The sequence below is a fragment of the Streptomyces sp. NPDC023481 genome, assembly GCF_055560195.1.
The window spans coordinates 44,230-62,530 of record NZ_JBVHJE010000002.1; the positions used below are offsets into that span (position 1 = coordinate 44,230).

17 protein-coding genes are annotated in these 18,301 nt (G+C 73.4%); 8 read left to right on the plus strand and 9 right to left on the minus strand.

Annotation, left to right across the window (positions count from 1 at the left end):
• Positions 1-206 precede the first annotated feature (206 nt).
• On the plus strand, positions 207-1,583 hold the full coding sequence (locus ACZ3ZD_RS04400; protein ID WP_467393402.1) for an aminotransferase class V-fold PLP-dependent enzyme: 1,377 nt from the start codon (positions 207-209) through the stop codon (positions 1,581-1,583).
• Positions 1,584-1,630: 47 nt separating this feature from the next.
• Here the strand turns inward: ACZ3ZD_RS04400 and ACZ3ZD_RS04405 are convergent, their stop codons facing one another.
• Positions 1,631-2,605 carry a carbohydrate kinase family protein gene (locus ACZ3ZD_RS04405; protein ID WP_467393406.1) on the minus strand — a complete coding sequence of 325 codons (975 nt, stop codon included), beginning with the start codon at positions 2,603-2,605 and terminating at the stop codon, positions 1,631-1,633.
• A 130-nt stretch (positions 2,606-2,735) separates the two neighbouring features.
• On the opposite strand from ACZ3ZD_RS04405, the gene ACZ3ZD_RS04410 reads away from it, so the two are divergent.
• Both ACZ3ZD_RS04410 and ACZ3ZD_RS04415 read left to right on the plus strand, forming a co-directional pair.
• The gene (locus ACZ3ZD_RS04410; protein WP_467393409.1) at positions 2,736-2,945 is read left to right on the plus strand and encodes a hypothetical protein; all 210 of its coding nucleotides are present in this window, start codon (positions 2,736-2,738) and stop codon (positions 2,943-2,945) included.
• 99 nt (positions 2,946-3,044) lie between these two features.
• A complete protein-coding gene (locus ACZ3ZD_RS04415) occupies positions 3,045-4,592 on the plus strand; it encodes a hypothetical protein (protein WP_467393411.1) in 1,548 nt (515 codons plus the stop codon).
• A gap of 96 nt (positions 4,593-4,688) precedes the next feature.
• Here the strand turns inward: ACZ3ZD_RS04415 and ACZ3ZD_RS04420 are convergent, their stop codons facing one another.
• A complete protein-coding gene (locus tag ACZ3ZD_RS04420; protein WP_028422454.1) occupies positions 4,689-5,045 on the minus strand; it encodes an iron-sulfur cluster assembly accessory protein in 357 nt (118 codons plus the stop codon).
• A 269-nt stretch (positions 5,046-5,314) separates the two neighbouring features.
• Here ACZ3ZD_RS04420 and nadA point away from each other — a divergent pair, with 269 nt between their 5' ends.
• A complete protein-coding gene (gene nadA / locus ACZ3ZD_RS04425; RefSeq protein ID WP_467393413.1) occupies positions 5,315-6,499 on the plus strand; it encodes a quinolinate synthase NadA in 1,185 nt (394 codons plus the stop codon).
• A gap of 67 nt (positions 6,500-6,566) precedes the next feature.
• On the opposite strand, the gene ACZ3ZD_RS04430 is transcribed toward nadA, so the two are convergent.
• The 5 genes from ACZ3ZD_RS04430 to ACZ3ZD_RS04450 all read right to left on the minus strand — a co-directional run bounded on the left by ACZ3ZD_RS04430 (position 6,567) and on the right by ACZ3ZD_RS04450 (position 12,952).
• Positions 6,567-9,668 (minus strand): efflux RND transporter permease subunit, encoded by a 3,102-nt coding sequence (locus ACZ3ZD_RS04430; protein WP_467393415.1) that lies wholly within the window; start codon positions 9,666-9,668, stop codon positions 6,567-6,569.
• A 157-nt stretch (positions 9,669-9,825) separates the two neighbouring features.
• Positions 9,826-10,506, minus strand: coding sequence for a response regulator (locus tag ACZ3ZD_RS04435; RefSeq protein ID WP_467393417.1), 681 nt, complete (start codon positions 10,504-10,506; stop codon positions 9,826-9,828).
• A complete protein-coding gene (locus ACZ3ZD_RS04440) occupies positions 10,503-11,720 on the minus strand; it encodes a sensor histidine kinase (RefSeq protein ID WP_467393419.1) in 1,218 nt (405 codons plus the stop codon). The genes ACZ3ZD_RS04435 and ACZ3ZD_RS04440 overlap by 4 nt, the downstream gene beginning before the upstream one ends.
• 142 nt (positions 11,721-11,862) lie before the next feature.
• A complete protein-coding gene (gene pspAA, locus ACZ3ZD_RS04445) occupies positions 11,863-12,141 on the minus strand; it encodes a PspA-associated protein PspAA (RefSeq protein ID WP_467393421.1) in 279 nt (92 codons plus the stop codon).
• A gap of 31 nt (positions 12,142-12,172) precedes the next feature.
• Positions 12,173-12,952 carry a PspA/IM30 family protein gene (locus ACZ3ZD_RS04450; protein WP_467393423.1) on the minus strand — a complete coding sequence of 260 codons (780 nt, stop codon included), beginning with the start codon at positions 12,950-12,952 and terminating at the stop codon, positions 12,173-12,175.
• A gap of 256 nt (positions 12,953-13,208) precedes the next feature.
• Between ACZ3ZD_RS04450 and ACZ3ZD_RS04455 the strand changes: the two genes are divergently transcribed.
• From ACZ3ZD_RS04455 to ACZ3ZD_RS04465, 3 genes are all read left to right on the plus strand, one after another.
• Positions 13,209-13,805, plus strand: a complete 597-nt coding sequence (locus ACZ3ZD_RS04455; RefSeq protein ID WP_467393425.1) for a DUF3043 domain-containing protein — start codon at positions 13,209-13,211, stop codon at positions 13,803-13,805.
• An 83-nt stretch (positions 13,806-13,888) separates the two neighbouring features.
• Positions 13,889-14,590: a methyltransferase domain-containing protein gene (locus ACZ3ZD_RS04460; protein WP_467394532.1), complete on the plus strand. Its 702-nt coding sequence runs from the start codon at positions 13,889-13,891 to the stop codon at positions 14,588-14,590.
• A 56-nt stretch (positions 14,591-14,646) separates the two neighbouring features.
• On the plus strand, positions 14,647-15,738 hold the full coding sequence (locus ACZ3ZD_RS04465; RefSeq protein ID WP_467393427.1) for a S1C family serine protease: 1,092 nt from the start codon (positions 14,647-14,649) through the stop codon (positions 15,736-15,738).
• 48 nt (positions 15,739-15,786) lie between these two features.
• Here ACZ3ZD_RS04465 and ACZ3ZD_RS04470 read toward each other — a convergent pair whose 3' ends face one another.
• Positions 15,787-15,996 (minus strand): hypothetical protein, encoded by a 210-nt coding sequence (locus ACZ3ZD_RS04470; RefSeq protein WP_467393429.1) that lies wholly within the window; start codon positions 15,994-15,996, stop codon positions 15,787-15,789.
• Positions 15,997-16,075: 79 nt separating this feature from the next.
• Here ACZ3ZD_RS04470 and ACZ3ZD_RS04475 point away from each other — a divergent pair, with 79 nt between their 5' ends.
• The gene (locus ACZ3ZD_RS04475) at positions 16,076-17,278 is read left to right on the plus strand and encodes a bifunctional adenosylcobinamide kinase/adenosylcobinamide-phosphate guanylyltransferase (protein ID WP_467393431.1); all 1,203 of its coding nucleotides are present in this window, start codon (positions 16,076-16,078) and stop codon (positions 17,276-17,278) included.
• Here the strand turns inward: ACZ3ZD_RS04475 and ACZ3ZD_RS04480 are convergent.
• Positions 17,268-18,254: a class I SAM-dependent methyltransferase gene (locus tag ACZ3ZD_RS04480; RefSeq protein ID WP_467393433.1), complete on the minus strand. Its 987-nt coding sequence runs from the start codon at positions 18,252-18,254 to the stop codon at positions 17,268-17,270. The genes ACZ3ZD_RS04475 and ACZ3ZD_RS04480 overlap by 11 nt on opposite strands.
• Positions 18,255-18,301 lie beyond the last annotated feature (47 nt).

Consider the following 18,301-nt stretch of genomic DNA (forward strand, 5'->3'; position numbering starts at 1 on the left):
CGGCCTTCTCGCTGGTCGGTCGCCGCCCTGCGTCGGGCAGGGGTTTGGATGTTTATGCGGACCAAACCCTAGCCCACCCTCTCCGGGGGTTCGCGGGGAGGGGTGCCTACTGGGTGGGGTGGTTCGCTTGATTGGCGGCTGCGGGGTCATCGTGGCTGGTCGCGACCCTGGCTCGGCCACCTCCGCGGGGGTCTTAACGTTGCCGTATGGCCTACTTTGACGCTGCCTCCGCCGCCCCTCTCCATCCCGTCGCCCGTCAGGCGCTGTTGGCCTGCCTGGACGAGGGGTGGGCCGATCCGGCCCGGCTGTACCGGGAGGGCCGCAAGGCGCGGATGCTGCTGGACGCCGCGCGGGAGGCGGCCGCGGAGGCCGTCGGGTGCCGGGCGGACGAGGTGGTGTTCACGCCGTCCGGGACGCGGGCCGTACACGCGGGCGTCGCGGGGGCCTTGGCCGGGCGGCGGCGGGTCGGACGCCACCTGATCGTGTCCGCGGTCGAACACTCCTCCGTCCTCCATTCGGCGGAGGAGTGCGAGGCCGGGGGCGGGACGGTGACCCGGGTGGCGGTCGGGCGGGCCGGGGCCGTCGATCCCTCCGGGTACGCGGACGCGCTGCGCCCCGACACCGCCCTGGCCTGCCTGCAGTCGGCCAACCACGAGGTGGGGACCGTACAGCCGGTGGCCGAGGTGGCGGAGGCGTGCCGGGCGGCCGGGGTGCCGTTGCTGGTGGACGCGGCGCAGTCGCTGGGCTGGGGGCCGGTCGGGGGTGACTGGTCGCTGCTGGCGGCGAGCGCCCACAAGTGGGGCGGCCCGTCGGGCGTGGGGCTGCTGGCCGTCCGCAAGGGGGTGCGGTTCGCGGCGCAGGGGCCGGTGGACGAGCGGGAGTCGGGCCGGGCGCCCGGGTTCGAGAACATCCCGGCGATCGTGGCGGCCGTGGCCTCGCTGCGCGCGGTCCGGGCCGAGGCGGCCCAGGAGGCGGTACGGCTGCGGGAGCTGACGGCGCGGATCCGGGCGCGGGTGCCGGAGCTGGTGGCGGACGTGGAGGTGGTCGGCGACGGCGAGCGCCGGCTGCCCGGGATCGTCACCTTCTCCTGCCTGTACGTCGACGGCGAGGCCCTGCTGCACGAGCTGGACCGGGCCGGCTTCTCGGTCTCCTCCGGCTCCTCCTGCACGAGCAGTACGCTGACGCCCAGCCATGTGCTGAAGGCGATGGGGGTGCTCAGCGAGGGCAACGTACGGGTCTCGCTGCCGCCCGGCACGGCGGAGGCCGACGTGGAGCGGTTCCTCCAGGTGCTGCCGGGGGCGGTGGCCGGGGTGCGCGAGAAGCTGGGCGCGCCCGCGCCGGTCGTCCGGGCGGGCCCCGAGGAGCTGGTCGTCGACTCGCTCGGCAAGCGCTGCCCGATCCCCGTCATCGAGCTGGCCAGGGTGTTCGGCGAGGTCCCCGTGGGCGGCACCGTGCGCGTCCTGTCCGACGACGAGGCGGCCCGCCTGGACATCCCGGCGTGGTGCGAGATGCGGGGGCAGGAGTACGTCGGGGAGGAGCCGGCGGACCGGGGATCGGCGTACGTGGTCCGCCGGGTGAGCTGAGGAGCCGAGGGGGTCCGGGTGGCGGACCCCCGAGGACGCGGCCGGCCTCAGCTCAGGTGGCCGCGGACCTCCTGCCCGGCCTCGTCGCCGTACGCCTTCACGAACCGCTCCATGAAGTGGCCCCGCCGCAGCTGGTACTCCTGCGTGCCGACGGTCTCGATGACGAGGGTCGCCAGCATGCAGCCCACCTGGGCGGCGCGCTCCAGGGAGACGCCCCAGGCCAGCCCGGACAGGAAGCCCGCGCGGAAGGCGTCGCCGACGCCCGTGGGGTCGGCCTTGCGCTCCTCCTCGGGGCAGCCGACCTCGATCGGGTCCTCGCCGGTGCGCTCGATGCGTACGCCGCGCGAGCCGAGCGTGGTGATCCGGTGGCCGACCTTGGCGAGGATCTCGGCGTCGCTCCAGCCGGTCTTGGACTCGATGAGGCCCTTCTCGTACTCGTTGGAGAAGAGGTACGTCGCCCCGTCCAGCAGTATCCGGATCTCCTCGCCCTCCATGCGGGCGATCTGCTGGGAGAAGTCCGCGGCGAAGGGGATCGAGCGGGAGCGGCACTCCTCCGTGTGGCGGAGCATCGCCTCGGGGTCGTCGGCACCGATGAGGACCAGGTCGAGGCCGCCCACGCGGTCCGCCACGGTCTTCAGCTCGATGAGGCGCGCCTCGCTCATCGCGCCGGTGTAGAAGGAGCCGATCTGGTTGTGGTCGGAGTCCGTGGTGCACACGAAGCGGGCGGTGTGCAGGGTCTCGGAGATGCGGACCGACTCGGTGTCGACGCCGTGCCGGTCGAGCCAGGCCCGGTAGTCGTCGAAGTCGAAGCCGGCGGCGCCGGCCAGGATCGGGCGGGTGCCGAGCTGGCCCATGCCGAAGGCGATGTTCGCGGCGACGCCGCCGCGGCGCACGTCGAGGTTGTCGACGAGGAAGGAGAGCGAAACCGTGTGCAGCTGGTCCGCGACCAACTGGTCGGCGAAACGGCCGGGGAAGGTCATGAGGTGGTCGGTGGCGATGGAGCCGGTGACTGCGATGCGCACGACGGGGATTCTCCTGCGGGAGGCGGGATTGACAGTTCACGCTACCCGGTCGGACGCCGCCACTGAAGGAGGCAAAACTACCCGATAGTAGCTCTTTCTCCACACCGTCGGCCGTGCCTACGGTTCGGGCATGACGAACCTCAAGGTCACCTCCACCGCCCCGGCCGACCTCGACGGCGGCCTCGCCGCGCTGCGCGGCGACTGCGCCCGGATGGTCCCGCACTGGGCGGCCCCGGACCACGCCGAGTCCCGGCCGGTGTCGCCGTCCCGCATCCACGGGGTGGACGTGCCGGTGCGCTCGGCCAGGCTGCTGGACGCGATGTCCGACTACGGCGACTGACGGAGGGCGCGCGCCCGGGAACCGTACGCTCCCCTCCCGCGTCCCATCGCCGTCCCCCGCGGCCGGGGACGCGGGACACGACCAGCGAGGAGCGATGCGGTGAACACCGAGCGGCCCGAGAACGCCGAAGCGCCCGAAGGGGCGGAGCCGGGGCGGACGAGCAGTCGACGCCCCACCGCCGTCGTCGTCGCCGTCGCCACCGCGGCCGTCCTGCTGGTCGGTGGCGGGGGCGCCTACCTCGCCGCGAGCGGCGGCACGGGCGGTCACTCCGGTGACACGGCCGCTCCCGGCGGGGCGGGCGGCACTCCCCCGCCGCTCACCCTGGACGGCTGGGAGCACACCGGCACCGGTGGGATCGCGCCCGGCGAGCCGGATCCGTACGGCACCCGGTACGTGGCGGGGGGCGACCTGCCGGACGGCCCCCGCGCGGCGCCGGTGTACGAGCCGCGCGGCGAGGTCGGCCGGGACCGGGTGGTCCGGCTGGCGAAGGCGCTCGGGATCGACGGCGCGCCGGTGGCCGAGGGCCGGATCTGGCGGGTCGGCGGCGGGGACGGCTCGGGGCCGCGCCTGACGGTGAACCGGGACGCGCCGGGCAGCTGGAGCTTCGACCGGTACGCGCCCGGCACCGACAACTGCCGCAAGGTGACCGTCTGCGCGCAGGACCCGGGCGCTCCGGCCGGCGCACCGGTGAGCGTGGCCGCGGCCGAGAAGGCGGCGGCGCCGGTGCTGAAGGCGGCGGGACTGGACGACGCGAAGCTCGACGCGAGCCAGGTCATGGGCGCCCAGCGGGTGGTGAACGCCGATCCGGTGGTGGGCGGGCTGCCCACGTACGGCTGGACGACCGGCCTGACCGTGGACCGCGAGGGTGTGCTGGTCGGCGGTCAGGGGCTGCTGGGCGCGCCGGTGAAGGGCGCCACCTATCCCGTGCTGGGCGCGCAGAAGACGCTGGAGCTGATGAACGGGGCGGCGAAGGGCGACCACCGGATGGGGATCGGGGGGTGCGCCAGCGCGGTGCCGCCGAAGGACCGGCTGGAGCAGCCGTGCGGCGCGTCCACGGGGGCGCCGGAGCCGTCGGCCGGCCAGGCGACGGGCACGGGCACCGTCACGGTCGAGAAGGCCGTGTTCGGGCTGGCCGCGCACTCAGTCGGCGGCCGGCAGACGCTGGTGCCGTCCTGGCTGTTCCGGGTGCGCGGGTCCGCGGCGGACGCCGCGTTCACGGTGACCTACCCGGCGGTCGCCCCCGAGTACCTGGCGGGCGCGTCCTCGCCGTCCTCGCCGTCCTCGTCGTCGTCCCCCGCACCGTCGGCGTCCGGGGCGCCCGGCCGGAGCCGGAGCGTGGAGGTGGCCGCCTACACGGCCGACGGGCGGACCCTGAACCTGAGTTTCTACGGCGGGGTGTGTGCCGACTACAGGACGTCGGCCCGGGAGAGCGGCGACCGGGTGACGGTGCGGGTGACCGAGCGGCCCTGGCCGGGCCGGGTGTGCGTGCTGATCGCGAAGCAGTACGTGAAGACGGTGACGCTCAAGGCTCCGCTGGACGGCCGGACGGTGGTCGGCACGGACGGCAAGGCGGTCGCGAAGGCGAAGCCGGGCTCGCTGCGGCCGGACGCGTCGGCGCAGCCGCGCCGGCCGGGCGCCGGAGGGTAACGGGAGCGGAGAAGGGCGTACGAAAGGGCGGCGGCCCCCCGGAGGGGACCGCCGCCCTTTCCGCCTTGTCCGTGCCCGTGCGGGCCGGTGGCCGGCTCAGCTGAAGGAGTCGCCGCAGGCGCAGGAGCCGGTCGCGTTCGGGTTGTCGATCGTGAAGCCCTGCTTCTCGATGGTGTCCACGAAGTCGATGGTGGCGCCGCCCAGGTACGGAGCGCTCATCCGGTCCGTGACGACCTTGACCCCGCCGAAGTCCTTCTCCACATCGCCGTCGAGCGAGCGCTCGTCGAAGAAGAGCTGGTAGCGCAGGCCGGAGCAGCCGCCGGGCTGGACGGCGACGCGCAGCGCGAGGTCGTCGCGGCCTTCCTGGTCGAGCAGGGCCTTGACCTTGGCCGCGGCGGCGTCGGTCAGGATGATGCCGTCGGTGACGGTGGTGGTCTCGTCCGATACGGACATCTACATCTCTCCCGGGTTGTACGGAGACTGCTTGCCGACGAGTGCAACCGGCGTTCCCCCGGATTCATTCCGGGCCGGGCATTCGCGTGGTCGCGTTGTTCTTTCCTTGCTCCCTCATGCTCGCACACGCCCGGGAACGCGGACAGGCGCCCGAAGAGGGACTCCCGGCGGGATTCACGTCACATCGACGCAATCGCCATCGTCAAAGTGACGTGAACCGGTTATGATAGATAGCGTCAGTTAGACGAAAAGTAGAAAGGGTGCGTGTGGTGACCACCGCCCAGACCCAGGAGCTCGACGTGCAGCCGACTCCGCTCGCCCTGCTGCTGCTCGGCCGCGAGGCCGACCCCAAGAGCGAGCGGGGCGTCGAGTGTCCCGGTGACCTGCCGTCGCCGTCCGACCCCGACCTGGTCGCGCGCGCCCGCGCCGCCAAGGAGAAGCTCGGCGACAGGGTCTTCGTGCTCGGCCACCACTACCAGCGCGACGAGGTCATCCAGTTCGCCGACGTCACGGGCGACTCCTTCAAGCTGGCCCGGGACGCGGCGGCGCGCCCGGAGGCGGAGTACATCGTCTTCTGCGGTGTGCACTTCATGGCCGAGTCCGCGGACATCCTCACCTCCGACGAGCAGAAGGTCGTCCTGCCCGACCTGGCGGCCGGCTGCTCCATGGCCGACATGGCGACGGCGGAACAGGTCGCCGAGTGCTGGGACGTGCTGACCGAGGCGGGCGTCGCCGGGCAGGTGGTCCCGGTGTCGTACATGAACTCCTCCGCCGACATCAAGGCGTTCACCGGCAGGCACGGCGGCACGATCTGCACCTCGTCCAACGCCAAGCGCGCCCTCGAATGGGCCTTCGAGCAGGGCGAGAAGGTCCTCTTCCTGCCCGACCAGCACCTGGGCCGCAACACCGCCGTCCGCGACATGGGCATGTCCCTGGACGACTGCGTCGTCTACAACCCGCACAAGCCGAACGGCGGGCTCACCGCGGAGCAGCTGCGTGCCGCGAAGATGATCCTGTGGCGCGGCCACTGCTCGGTCCACGGCCGCTTCAGCCTGGACTCGGTCAACGACGTCCGCGAGCGCATCCCCGGGGTGAACGTCCTCGTCCACCCCGAGTGCAAGCACGAGGTCGTGGCCGCGGCGGACCACGTCGGCTCGACCGAGTACATCATCAAGGCCCTCGAAGCCGCCCCGGCCGGCTCGAAGTGGGCCATCGGCACCGAGCTGAACCTGGTCCGCCGCCTGGCGAACCGTTTCGCGCCCGAGGGCAAGGAGATCGTCTTCCTCGACAGGACGGTCTGCTTCTGCTCGACCATGAACCGCATCGACCTGCCCCACCTGGTCTGGACCCTGGAGTCCCTGGCCGAGGGCAACCTGGTCAACCGGATCGAGGTCGACGAGGAGACTGAGGCGTTCGCCAAGCTGGCGCTGGAGCGGATGCTGGCGCTGCCGTAGGGCTCATCGCCCGAACGCGGACAGGGGCGCCCCCCGAGGCCGGGGGCGCCCCTGTCGCCTCACCGGCCTACACGCCCGCCGGTTCCGGCACCTCCGTCTGCCGCGTGCCGCGCCTGGCCGCCCGCTTCCTCGCCCGCCGCTCCCTGCGCAGCTCCAGCATCGCGTAGAGCGTCGGGACGAGGAGCAGGGTCAGCAGGGTCGAGGTGATCAGGCCGCCGATGACGACCACGGCCAGCGGCTGGGCGATGAAGCCGCCCTCGCCGGTGACGCCCAGGGCCATCGGGAGCAGGGCGAAGATGGTCGCCAGCGCCGTCATCAGGATCGGGCGGAGCCGGTGCCGGCCGCCCTCGATCACGGCCTCCACCACGCCGTGGCCCTGCGCCCGGTACTGGTTGATCAGGTCGATCAGCACGATCGCGTTGGTCACCACGATGCCGATCAGCATCAGCATGCCGATCATCGCGGGCACGCCCATCGGGGTACCGGTGGCGACCAGCAGGCCGATCGCGCCCGTCGCCGCGAACGGGACGGAGACCAGCAGGATCAGCGGCTGGACGAGCGAGCGGAACGTCGCGACCAGGAGCATGAAGACGATCGCGATGGCCGCCAGCATGGCCAGGCCCAGGTTCTTGAACGCGTCGTCCTGGTCGGAGCTGACACCGCCGATCTCGGCCGTGGCGCCCGCCGGGAGCTTCAGGTCCTTGATCTTCGCCTGGAGCCTGGTGCTGATCGCGCCCGTGTTGTCACCGGTCGGCCGGGCCGTGACGGTGGCCGCGCGCTGCCCGTCGATGCGGGTCATGGACACCGGGCCGTCCACCAGCTTCACCGTGGCGATGTCGCCCAGCTTCACCGGGCCGAGGCGCAGCGCCTTCAGCTGGGCCAGCGTGGTCGCGGGCTTCGCCGACCGTACGACGACGTCCCGCTCGGTGTCGTCGAGGACCGCCTTGGCCGCCGTTGTGCCGCGCACCGCCTGGGCGACCGCCGCACCGAGCTTCTGGTCGTCGAACCCGGCCGCCGCCGCCTTCGCGCCGGCCCTCACCGAGATCCGCGGGACGCTGGTCGCGAGGTCGCTGCTGACGTCCGTGACGTGGTCGAGGCCGGCGACCGTGGAGCGGACCTGTTCCGCCGCCGTGCGCAGCGCCTGCGGGTCGGACGCCTTGACCACGACGCTCAGGTCCTGGTTGCCGAAGCCGTCACCGGCCGACACGGTGGTCGTACCGACGCCGTCCAGCTTCCTCAGGCCGTCTTGGAGGTGCTTCTGCACGTCGTCGTAGGACGCGGAGTCCTTCAGCATCACCTGGTACGACGCCTGGTTGGTGTCGGTGCCGCCGCCGAAGGCCGCCATGAAGCCGGAGGAGCCGACGGTGACCTGGTAGTCCTTCACGCCCTCGGTGGAGGCGAGCAGCTTCTCGACCTTCCTCGCCTGCGCGTCGGTGGCGGCGAGGCTGGTGCCGGGCTTCAGCTTCTGCTTGACGGTGAGGACCTCCTGGTCGCCCTGGTCGAAGAAGTTCGTCTTCAGCAGGCCGGACATGCCGAAGGTGACGACCAGGACGACGAGCGCGATGGCCACGCTGGTGAGACGGCGGCGGGTCGCGAAGCGCAGGACGGGGACGTAGACGCGCTGGAGGCGGCTGCCCGCCTCCTTCTCCTCGGCCCTGCGGCGGGCCTCGGCCGCGTCGGCGGGGGTGCCCTTCGGGGCGCGCAGGAACCAGTACGACAGCACGGGCACGACCGTCAGCGACACGAGCAGGGACGCCAGCAGGGCCGCCGTCACCGTGATGCTGAACGAGCCGAACAGGGCGCCCACCATGCCGCCCACCAGGCCGATCGGCAGGAACACGGCGACCGTGGTGAGGGTGGAGGAGGTGACCGCGCCGGCCACCTCGCGCACGGCGGTGAGGATGGCCTCCCTGCGCTCCTCGCCGTAGCCGAGGTGCCGCTTGATGTTCTCCAGGACCACGATGGAGTCGTCGACGACCCGGCCTATGGCGATGGTCAGAGCGCCCAGCGTCAGCATGTTCAGCGACAGGTCGCGTGTCCACAGCACGAGCAGCGCGAGGACCACGGACAGCGGGATGGACACCGCCGTGACCAGGGTGGAGCGCACCGACGCCAGGAAGACCAGGATCACCAGGACCGCGAAGAGCAGGCCGAGGGCGCCCTCCGTGGTCAGGCCCTTGATGGACTTGGACACGGCCGGGCCCTGGTCGCTGACGATGGTGAGCCGCGCGCCGGAGCCGAGGGCCGCGCGCAGGCCGGGCAGCTTGTCCTTGACCGCGTCCGAGATGGCGACCGCGCTGCCGTCGTGGTCCATCGTGACGTTGACGGCGAGGCTCGGCCGGCCGTCGGTGCGGGTGAGGGAGTCGGCCGGGGCCGGCCGCTCCGCGACGGCGGCCACGTCACCGAGGCGTACCGGCCTGCCGCCCTTCTCACCGGCGACGGCGAGGTCCCGGATCTGCTGCAGCGAGGTGAAGCCGCCGCCGACCTGGACGGTGTGGTTCGCGCCGTCCTCGTCGAAGGAGCCGGCCGGGACGGTCGCGCCGCCCGCCTGGAGGGCCTGGCCGAGGGCCGCGGGGGTGAGGCCGGCCCGGGCGAGCTTCGCGTCGTCGGGGGTGACGGTGACCTGGAGGTCGCGCACGCCCATGACCTGGACCCGGCCGACGCCGTCGATGTCCTTCAGGGCCGGTACGACGGTCGTGTCGAGCTGGTCGGCGAGGGCCTGCTGGTCCTTGCCCGAGGTGGCGGCGAGGACCACGGTCGGCATGTCGTCCGTGGAGCCGGAGACGACCTGCGGGTCGACGTCGTCCGGGAGCCGGTTGCGGGACCGGTTCACGGCCTGCTGGACGTCGGAGACGATCCGGTCGGTGTCGTTGCCGTAGTCGAAGGACGCCATGATCACGGCGTTGCCCTCGCTCGCGGTGGAGGTGACCCCGGTGACGCCGTCGACGCCCTGGAGGTTGTCCTCGATGGGCTCGACGACCTGCTTCTCGACCACGTCGGGCGAGGCGCCCTGGTACGGCGCGATGACCGACACCATGGGCAGTTCGATGGTGGGCAGCAGCTGCTGCTTGATCTGGGGTATCGCGATCAGCCCGAAGGCGAGCGCGATGACCGACACGAGCCCGACGAGGGCCCGTTGGGCGAGGCTGAACCTGGACAGCCAGGACATGGTTCGGGGTCTCTCTTCTGTGAGCGGCAGAAGCGGCAAGGACGCAGGTGAGCGCCCACCCGACCAATCTGAGCCATGCCGGGGGCCCGAACCGTAGGCCCCAGGTCCCGTTCCTTTACCCGGCCCCTACTCCGCGCGCAGTACGCGTGGGTGGAGATCAGTCCATCCTCGGGCGGACCAGCCCCGACTCGTACGCGATCACGACGAGCTGGGCCCGGTCCCGCGCGCCCAGCTTGGCCATGGCCCGGTTGACGTGCGTCTTCACCGTCAGCGGGCTGACCGCGAGGCGCTCGGCGATCTCGTCGTTGGAGTGGCCGCCGGCCACCTGGACGAGGACTTCGCGCTCCCTGCCGGTGAGCGCGCCGAGCCGCTCGGAGCGGGCCGGGTCGCGGTCGTCGCCGTCGTCGCCCCGGGCGAGGAAGCGGGCGATCAGCCCCTTGGTGGCGGCCGGGGACAGCAGCGCCTCGCCGCCGGCCGCGACCCGGATGGCGCTCAGCAGCTCCTCGGGCTCGCTGCCCTTGCCGAGGAAGCCGGAGGCGCCGGCCCGCAGCGCCCGCACCACGTAGTCGTCGACCTCGAACGTGGTCAGGATGACCACGCGGACCCGCGCGAGGGCGGGATCGGCGCTGATCAGCCGGGTCGCGGCGAGACCGTCGGTGCCGGGCATCCGGATGTCCATGAGGACGATGTCGGGACCGTGCTCCCGGGCGAGACGGACCGCCTCCGCGCCGTCGGAGGCCTCCCCGACCACCTCCATGTCGGGCTCGGAGTCGACCAGCACCCGGAACGCGCTGCGCAGCAGCGCCTGGTCGTCGGCGAGCAGGACACGGATGGTCATACGGACTCCCCCTGGGCCGTCGGCGTCTTGACCGGCAGGATCGCATGGACCCGGAAACCGCCCCCGTAGCGGGGCCCGGTGGTCAGGGTGCCGCCGAGGGCGCTGACCCGCTCGCGCATGCCGAGCAGCCCGTGCCCGCCGCCGGCCTCCGGGGCGCCGACCGTGCCCGAGCCGTCGTCCAGCACGGTGACCTCCACCCGTGGTCCGACCCGTACGACGCTCACCTCGGCCTCGGCGCCGGGGCCCGCGTGCTTGCGGACGTTGGTGAGGGCCTCCTGGACGATCCGGTAGGCGGCCAGATCGACGGCGGCCGGGAGTTCGGTGCCCTGGTCGGCGCGGGCCACGGCGACCGGCAGGCCCGCGCTGCGGAAGGTGTCGGCCAGCTCCTCCAGGCGGCTCAGACCGGGGGCCGGTTCGGTGGGCGCCTCCGGGTCGCCGGACTGGCGCAGCAGGCCCACGGTGGCGCGGAGTTCGTTCAGCGCGCTGCGGCTGGCCTCCCGCACGTGCGCGAGGGCCTCCTTGGCCTGGTCGGGCCGCTTGTCCATGACATGGGCGGCGACACCGGCCTGCACGTTGACCAGGGCGATGTGGTGGGCGACGACGTCGTGCAGGTCGCGGGCGATGCGCAGCCGCTCCTCGGCGACCCGGCGGCGGGCCTCCTCCTCCCGGGTGCGTTCGGCGCGTTCGGCGCGCTCCCGGATGGCCTGGACGACCGCCCGGCGGCTGCGTACGGCGTCCCCGGCGGTGGCGCCGATGCCGGTCCAGGCGAGGACGCCCAGGTTCTCCTGGGCGTACCAGGGCAGCGGGCCGGCGAGCATGGCGGCGGCCGTCAGCACGGTCATGGTGAGCAGGCCGAGGCGCCAGGTGGTGGGGCGGTCGGTGGTCGCCGCCACCGTGTACAGGGCGACGACGGCGGACATGGCGACCGGGGCGCGCGGGTCACCGGTGACGAACTCGACGAGGGACGCCGTGCCGGTGACGGCCAGGACCGTGCGCGGGGTACGGCGGCGGAAGACGAGCGCCGCCGCGCCGGCCAGCATCAGCAGCAGGCTGAGGGTGGCGGGGATCCGCAGCTCCCAGGTGACGCCCTGTTCCCGCCGGGGCACCGCGAAGGTACCGGCGATCATGCAGGCCAGCACGCCCGCCGCGAGGGCCGCGTCCAGGGCGAGAGGGTGTGCCTTGAGACCGCACCGGGCGCGTTCGAGAGTGCTCACGTAAGGAACAGTACGGTTCCGGGGCAGGACGCCGACGGCCGAACGGCCTTCCCGCCCCACGGCCGCGCCCAGCCCCTCACCGCCCGCCCGCTCGGCCCGGACCAGCCACTCGGCCGCCCGGCCCGGAACCAGACCGCGCCGCTCAGCCCGGGATCAGTCCGTCGTCGTTCAGCAGTTCGCGGACCTGTTCCAGCGTCGCGTCGGACGACGGCAGGATCAGGTCGGACGGCTCCAGGGAGGCGTCCGGCAGGGGCGCGCCGAGCCGGCGGACGGCGTCCAGGAGGGCGCCGAGGGTGCGGCGGAAGCCGTCCTCGTCGCCGCTCTCCATCGCGGCCAGCAGCTCGTCGTCCAGCTCGTTCAGCTCGGCGAGGTGGGTGTCGTCCAGCCTCACCTGGCCCTCCCCCATGATCCGTACGATCACGTCGGCCTCCTCGGCTCGGGCCCCGGCGCCGCTACTGCTTGTCGAAGCGCGGGGTGTCCTGCGGCTGCTGCCGGGGCTGCCCCTGACCGGTGCCGCCCTCGATGGCCTGCTGCGGGGAGCCCCCGGCCAGCTCGGCCTTCATGCGCTGCAGTTCCAGCTCCACATCCGTACCACCGGAGAGCCGGTCCAGCTCGGCCTGGAGGTCGTCCTTGTGCATCCCGGACTGGTCGTCAAGGGCGCCCGAGGCGAGCAGTTCGTCGATGGCGCCGGCCCGGGCCTGGAGCTGGGCGGTCTTGTCCTCGGCGCGCTGGATGGCCAGGCCGACGTCGCCCATCTCCTCGGAGATGCCGGAGAAGGCCTCGCCGATACGGGTCTGGGCCTGGGCGGCGGTGTAGGTGGCCTTGATGGTCTCCTTCCTGGTGCGGAAGGCGTCCACCTTGGCCTGGAGGCGCTGGGCCGCCAGGGTGAGCTTCTCCTCCTCGCCCTGGAGGGTGGCGTGCTGCGTCTCCAGGTCCGTGACCTGCTGCTGGAGCGCGGCCTTGCGGGACAGCGCCTCGCGGGCCAGGTCCTCCCGGCCCAGCGCGAGCGCCTTGCGGCCCTGGTCCTCCAGCTTGGACGACTGCTGCTGCAACTGGTTGAGCTGCAGCTCCAGGCGCTTGCGGCTGGTGGCCACGTCGGCGACGCCGCGCCGCACCTTCTGGAGCAGCTCCAGCTGCTTCTGGTAGGAGTAATCGAGGGTCTCGCGCGGGTCCTCGGCCCGGTCAAGGGCCTTGTTCGCCTTCGCGCGGAAGATCATCCCCATACGCTTCATGACACCGCTCATGGGCTTCGCGCGCCCCCTTCTGACGGACTCCAGCTCACCGATCCTGCGACAGGACCCACAGTACGGGCCCTGCTTCCATTACCGCACCGTTCGCGGGGTGATGCGCTCATCCCCGAGGACGACTGCGGACCGCACGGCTCCGGCGCAAGGAGTAGGTGGTCCACCCAGAAGGACGTCCGGTGTTGCCGGATCGTTCCCCAGCGGGCTGGGGTCCATGCCGGTGCAGCCCGTACCCTTGGGTTTTGTGTTCCGTAGCCGTGCCAAGGAAGAGAAGGCCCCCGCCGACAAGGCGGCGGTGACCGACTCCAAGCAGCCCCGTGACCCGCAGGCCCCGAAGGGCAGGCCCACGCCCAAGCGCAGTGAGGCCCAGTCCCAGCGCCGCAGCGTCGCCCACACGCCGACCAACCGCAAGGAGGCAGCGAAGCGCCAGCGCGAGGAGCGGCGGCGGGCGCTGGAGCGGCAGCGCCAGGCGCTGGCCGGCGGTGACGAGCGGTACCTGCCCGCCCGGGACAAGGGCCCGGTCCGCCGGTTCGCCCGGGACTGGGTGGACTCGCGCTTCAACGTGGCGGAGTTCTTCCTGCCGATGGCCGTGGTCATCCTGGTGCTGAGCGTGGTGCAGGTGCCCGCGATCCAAAGCACCGCGCTGCTGCTGTGGCTGGTCGTGATCGTGCTGATCGTGCTGGACGCGGCGTTCAGCGGCTTCCGGCTGAGGAAGCGGCTCAGGGAGCGCTTCCCGGACGGGAACACCCGCGGCGCGGTCGCCTACGCGCTGATGCGGTCCCTGCAGATGCGTCGGCTTCGGCTGCCGAAGCCGCAGGTCAAGCGCGGAGAGCGGCCCTGAGCGCTGACGCTCTGACCGGGGGTGCGGCCGAGGCCCGGCCGAACCGGCCGGCCGGTCTGCGGGATGTCGTGAGCCAGGAGCTGGTGGCGCGGCAGCTGGACGAGCAGATAGCCGGGCGGTTCCCGGTCGGGCGGCGGCTGCGGGTGCTCGACGTGGGGATGGGCCGGGGCGCGCAGGCGCTGCGGCTGGCCCGGCTGGGCCACCAGGTGACCGGGGTCGAGCAGGACGCGACGATGATCGCCGCCGCCCGGGAGGCCGTGGCCCGGGAGCCGGAGGGCATCCGGGAGCGGGTCCGGCTGGTGCAGAGCGACGGGCGGGACACCGGCGTGCACTTCCTGCCGGGCAGTTTCGACGTGGTGCTGTGCCACGCCGTGCTGATGTACGTCGAGGAGCCCGACCCGCTGGTGGCGGGCCTGGCCCGGATGCTGGCGCCGGGCGGTCTGCTCTCCCTGCTGGTCCGCAACGGCGACGCGCTCGCCATGCGCCCGGGCCTGACCGGTGACTGGGCGGGCGCCCTGGCCGCCTTCGACACCACCGCCTACCGCAACCGCCTCGGCGTGGACGTCCGCGCCGACCGCCTGTCCTCCCTGACCGCCACGCTCGCCGGCATCGCCGCCCCGCTGCACGCCTGGTACGGCGTGCGGGTCTTCACGGACACGGTGGCGGACGACGCGGCGGTACCGGACGACCTGGAGGCGCTGCTCGCGGTGGAGGAGCGGGCCGGGCGCACGGACCCCTACCGCGGGGTGGCGGCGCTGCTGCATCTGTGCGGGGGACGCGGCTGAGCCCGTTCGGGGCAACAGCGCGGGACGCGTGATCATCCTGCGGTGAGACTCGGGGCATGGACGCTTCCCGTACCCGTGCGCGTGCCCCGCGGACGGCCGTCCGCGCCGCCGCGCTGGCGTGCTGCGCGGCCCTCGCCGCCGGCTGCACCGTCCCCGCCGTCCCGGCCGGCCGGGACGCCCCGGCGACGGCCCCGGCGGGCACCGGGGCGGCCGTGCCGATGGCCGCGAGCGACCTGCAGGCGCAGTACCAGCGGGTCATCAGGGAGGTGCTGCCGTCGGTCGTGCAGATCCAGGCCAGCCACGACCTGGGCTCCGGGGTGGTGTACGACGGCAGCGGACACATCGTCACCAACGCGCACGTCGTCGGGTCGGAGAAGACCTTCCAGGTGACCACGGCCAGCAACGAGGAGCCGCTCACCGCGAGCCTGGTGTACTCCTACCCCGAGCAGGACCTGGCCGTGATCCGGCTGGACCGGGTGCCGGACGGGCTCAGGCCGGCGGTGTTCGGGGACTCCGACACGGTGGCGGTCGGCCAGATCGTGCTGGCGATGGGGTCGCCGCTGGGGCTGTCGTCCAGCGTGACCCAGGGCATCGTCTCGGCGACCGGACGGACCGTCAGCGAGGGCAGCACGGAGGGCGGTACGGGCGCGACGATCGCGAACATGGTGCAGACGTCGGCCGCCATCAACCCCGGCAACAGCGGCGGCGCCCTGGTCGACCTGGACGGGCGGGTGATCGGCATCCCGACGCTCGCGGCGGCCGACCCCGGCCTCGGCGGCAGCGCGGCGCCGGGCATCGGGTTCGCGATCCCGGCGTCGATGGTGCGGACGATCGCCGACCAGATCGTCAAGGAGGGCAAGGTCGTCGACTCGGGCCGGGCGGCCCTCGACATCACCGCGCGGACCGTCGTGGACGACCGCTACCAGCCGGTCGGGGTGGCGGTGGTCACCGTCCGGTCCGGCGGCGCGGCCGCACGGGCGGGACTGCGGCCCGGGGACATCATCACCAGGGTCGGCGACCGGCCCGTCACCACCATCACCTCGCTCGCGGAGGCGCTGGCGGCCGACAGGCCGGGCCGGCGGACGTCGGTGACGTACCTGCGCGACGGCGCCCAGAAGACGGTCGGGGTGACGCTGGGCGAGCAGTGAGGAGGGCGGCCCGCGGCCCCCTCCCCACCGCCTCGCCCCGTGGTGGGCTCAGGCGTCGGCCTGCAGGCTCATCGGTCCGTAGATCTCGCTGCTCTCCTCGAACAGCCGCACCTGCTCGGCCCCGCCCTCCAGCAGCGCCTTCCAGTGTTCGCCGATCCAGGACTCGGCGTCGCCCTGGGTGGTGAACTCCTCGGGCTGCACCGCCGGCTGGACCTCCGTCCCGTCGGCCTTCTCGAACCGCCACGTCCATGCCGTCATGTGGGCCTCCTTTGATCCAACACCTGCCGAGAGCCTAGCCGGAAGCGCAAGACCTGCTCAGAGAGGTGAAAATCGATCCGTGGACATCACTCTGCTCGGTACCGGCGCTCCCGCGGGACTGCCTCGCCCCGACTGTTCCTGTGCCGCCTGTGCGACCGCGCTCGGGCCGGACGCGCGGGCCGCGACCGCGGTGCTGGTGGACGGCGCGCTGCTGCTCGACCTGACCCCGGGCGCGGCCTTCGCGGCGGCGCGCGCCGGGCGTTCGCTGGGCGGGGTACGGCAGGTGCTGCTGTCCCATCCGCACGACGGTCCCGCGGTGGAGGTGCCGGCCGGGCTGCCGCAGCCCGGCCGGGTTCCGGACGGGCGGGAGTTGGCGCTGCTGACGGGGCATCGGGTGCGGGCGGTGGCGATGGACGCGGGCGGCACCGGGTACGCGGTGACCGGGCCGGACGGGCAGCGGCTGCTGTACCTGCCGCCGGGCGGGGCACCGGCCGGTCTGGAGGAGGCGACGGCGCAGTCCTACGACATGCTCCTCGCGGACGTGGTGGGGCGGCCCGACGCGCTGGCCCGGCTCCGCGCGGTGGGCTCGGTCGGCCCGACGACGGACGTGCTCGCGGTGCACCTGGACCACGACGTGCCGCCCGGCGCGGAGTTGCGGCGCCGGCTCGCGGCGGCCGGGGCGCGGGCGGTCCCGGACGGTACGACGCTGGTGGTCGGGGCGTACGAGGAGGTGCCGGACGTGCCGCGGCGGACGCTGGTGCTGGGCGGGGCCCGCTCGGGCAAGTCGGTGGAGGCGGAGCGGCGGCTGGAGACCTTCCCGGACGTGCTGTACGTGGCGACGGGCGGCACGCGCGGCGGGGACACCGAGTGGGCGGCGCGGGTGGCCACGCACCGGGAGCGGCGGCCGGGTTCGTGGCGTACGACGGAGACGACGGACCTGGTGCCGCTGCTGGCCGGGGACGGGCCGCCGCTGCTGATCGACTGTCTGTCGCTGTGGCTGACCGATGTCATGGACTCCGTCGGGGCGTGGGACGACGCGGAGTGGGCGGGTGGCGGTGAGAAGGCGTTGCGGGAGCGGGTGCGGGAGCTGGCGTCCGCGGTGCGGGCCACCCGGCGGACCGTGGTGGCGGTGTCCAACGAGGTCGGCTCGGGGATCGTCCCCGCGACGGCCTCCGGGCGCCGGTACCGGGACGAACTGGGGCGCCTGAACGCGGCGTTCGGGGCGGAGTGCGAGCAGGTGCTGCTGGTCGTCGCCGGGCAGGCGCTGGCCCTCAGGGGGTGAGCCGCTTGCGGGCCACGATCCGGTAGGCGTTGGAGAAGCGGGTGCGGCGCAGGAGGGGGGCGAGGACGTGGTCCAGTGCCGCGGCCACGTCCAGGAGGGGGCTCGCGGCGAGTTGGAGCAGGGGGTGTGCGGGGGCCAGGCTGAGGGCGACGGCGCCCGCGAGGTCGTAGGGCACGTGCGGGTCCCTGCGGTCCGTGACCAGGATCGTGCAGCCCAGCGCCTCCAGCTCCGCGCGCAGGTTGGCCAGGGACGGCAGGTGCAGGTGGCGCGGCTGGCCGTAGGGCAGCCACCGTCTGCCGAGGAGGGTGGCGAACAGGCAGCGGGGGTCGGGGACTTCGACCACCAGGTGGCCGCCGGGGCGCAGCACGGTGAGCGCGGCGCGGAGTTCGGCGCGCGGGTCGGGCGCGTGCTCCAGGTGGTGCAGGAGGGTGACCACGTCGTAGCGGGCGCGCAGCCGCGCCGCCATGCCCGGCGTCGCCAGATAGCCCTGGTGCGCCTCCTCCACGCGCCCCTCCAGCAACGCGCGCTCCACCCGGGCCGTGGGGTCGAGCCCGTCGAAGCTGGTGTAGGGGAAGAACTCCTTCGCCGCCTCGGGGAAGCGGCCGTAGCCCGTGCCGACGTCCAGCCAGCTCTCGGGTTCGCGCAGCGCCGACAGGCGCCAGGCGGTGGTGCGGTGCCGGCGGCGGACCGCTTTGGGGGAGAGCACGCGGGCGGTGAACTCGTCGAGGTGCCGGTCGTAGAACTCCCGGTGGAAGAAGGCGATCCCGTCCGCGGTGAGCCGCGGGTTCTGGAAGGCGTGGCCGCAGTCCCGGCACCGGTCGAGAGTGAACGTGCCCGGCTGGTGGCGCAGCGGGTCGGGCGCGCGCACCCGGGTGCGCAGGCGGCGGGAGCCGCACCAGGGGCAGTCCTCGCGGCGCGGCTCCTGGAAGGGGTCGCAGGAGGTGGTGGTCTGCGGGGTGAGGGACGTGGTCGGCATGGGCGGCTCCCTGTGCGACATTCCGCGGCAAAACGGAACGTATGGGA

Coding starts and splice junctions, on each gene's coding strand:
- ACZ3ZD_RS04400 (WP_467393402.1), top strand. CDS start 207: ATGGCCTACTTTGACGCTGCCTCCGCCGCCCCTCTCCATCCCGTCGCC.
- ACZ3ZD_RS04410 (WP_467393409.1), top strand. CDS start 2,736: ATGACGAACCTCAAGGTCACCTCCACCGCCCCGGCCGACCTCGACGGC.
- ACZ3ZD_RS04420 (WP_028422454.1), bottom strand. CDS start 5,045: ATGTCCGTATCGGACGAGACCACCACCGTCACCGACGGCATCATCCTG.
- ACZ3ZD_RS04430 (WP_467393415.1), bottom strand. CDS start 9,668: ATGTCCTGGCTGTCCAGGTTCAGCCTCGCCCAACGGGCCCTCGTCGGG.
- ACZ3ZD_RS04435 (WP_467393417.1), bottom strand. CDS start 10,506: ATGACCATCCGTGTCCTGCTCGCCGACGACCAGGCGCTGCTGCGCAGC.
- ACZ3ZD_RS04450 (WP_467393423.1), bottom strand. CDS start 12,952: ATGAAGCGTATGGGGATGATCTTCCGCGCGAAGGCGAACAAGGCCCTT.
- ACZ3ZD_RS04465 (WP_467393427.1), top strand. CDS start 14,647: ATGGACGCTTCCCGTACCCGTGCGCGTGCCCCGCGGACGGCCGTCCGC.
- ACZ3ZD_RS04470 (WP_467393429.1), bottom strand. CDS start 15,996: ATGACGGCATGGACGTGGCGGTTCGAGAAGGCCGACGGGACGGAGGTC.
- ACZ3ZD_RS04480 (WP_467393433.1), bottom strand. CDS start 18,254: ATGCCGACCACGTCCCTCACCCCGCAGACCACCACCTCCTGCGACCCC.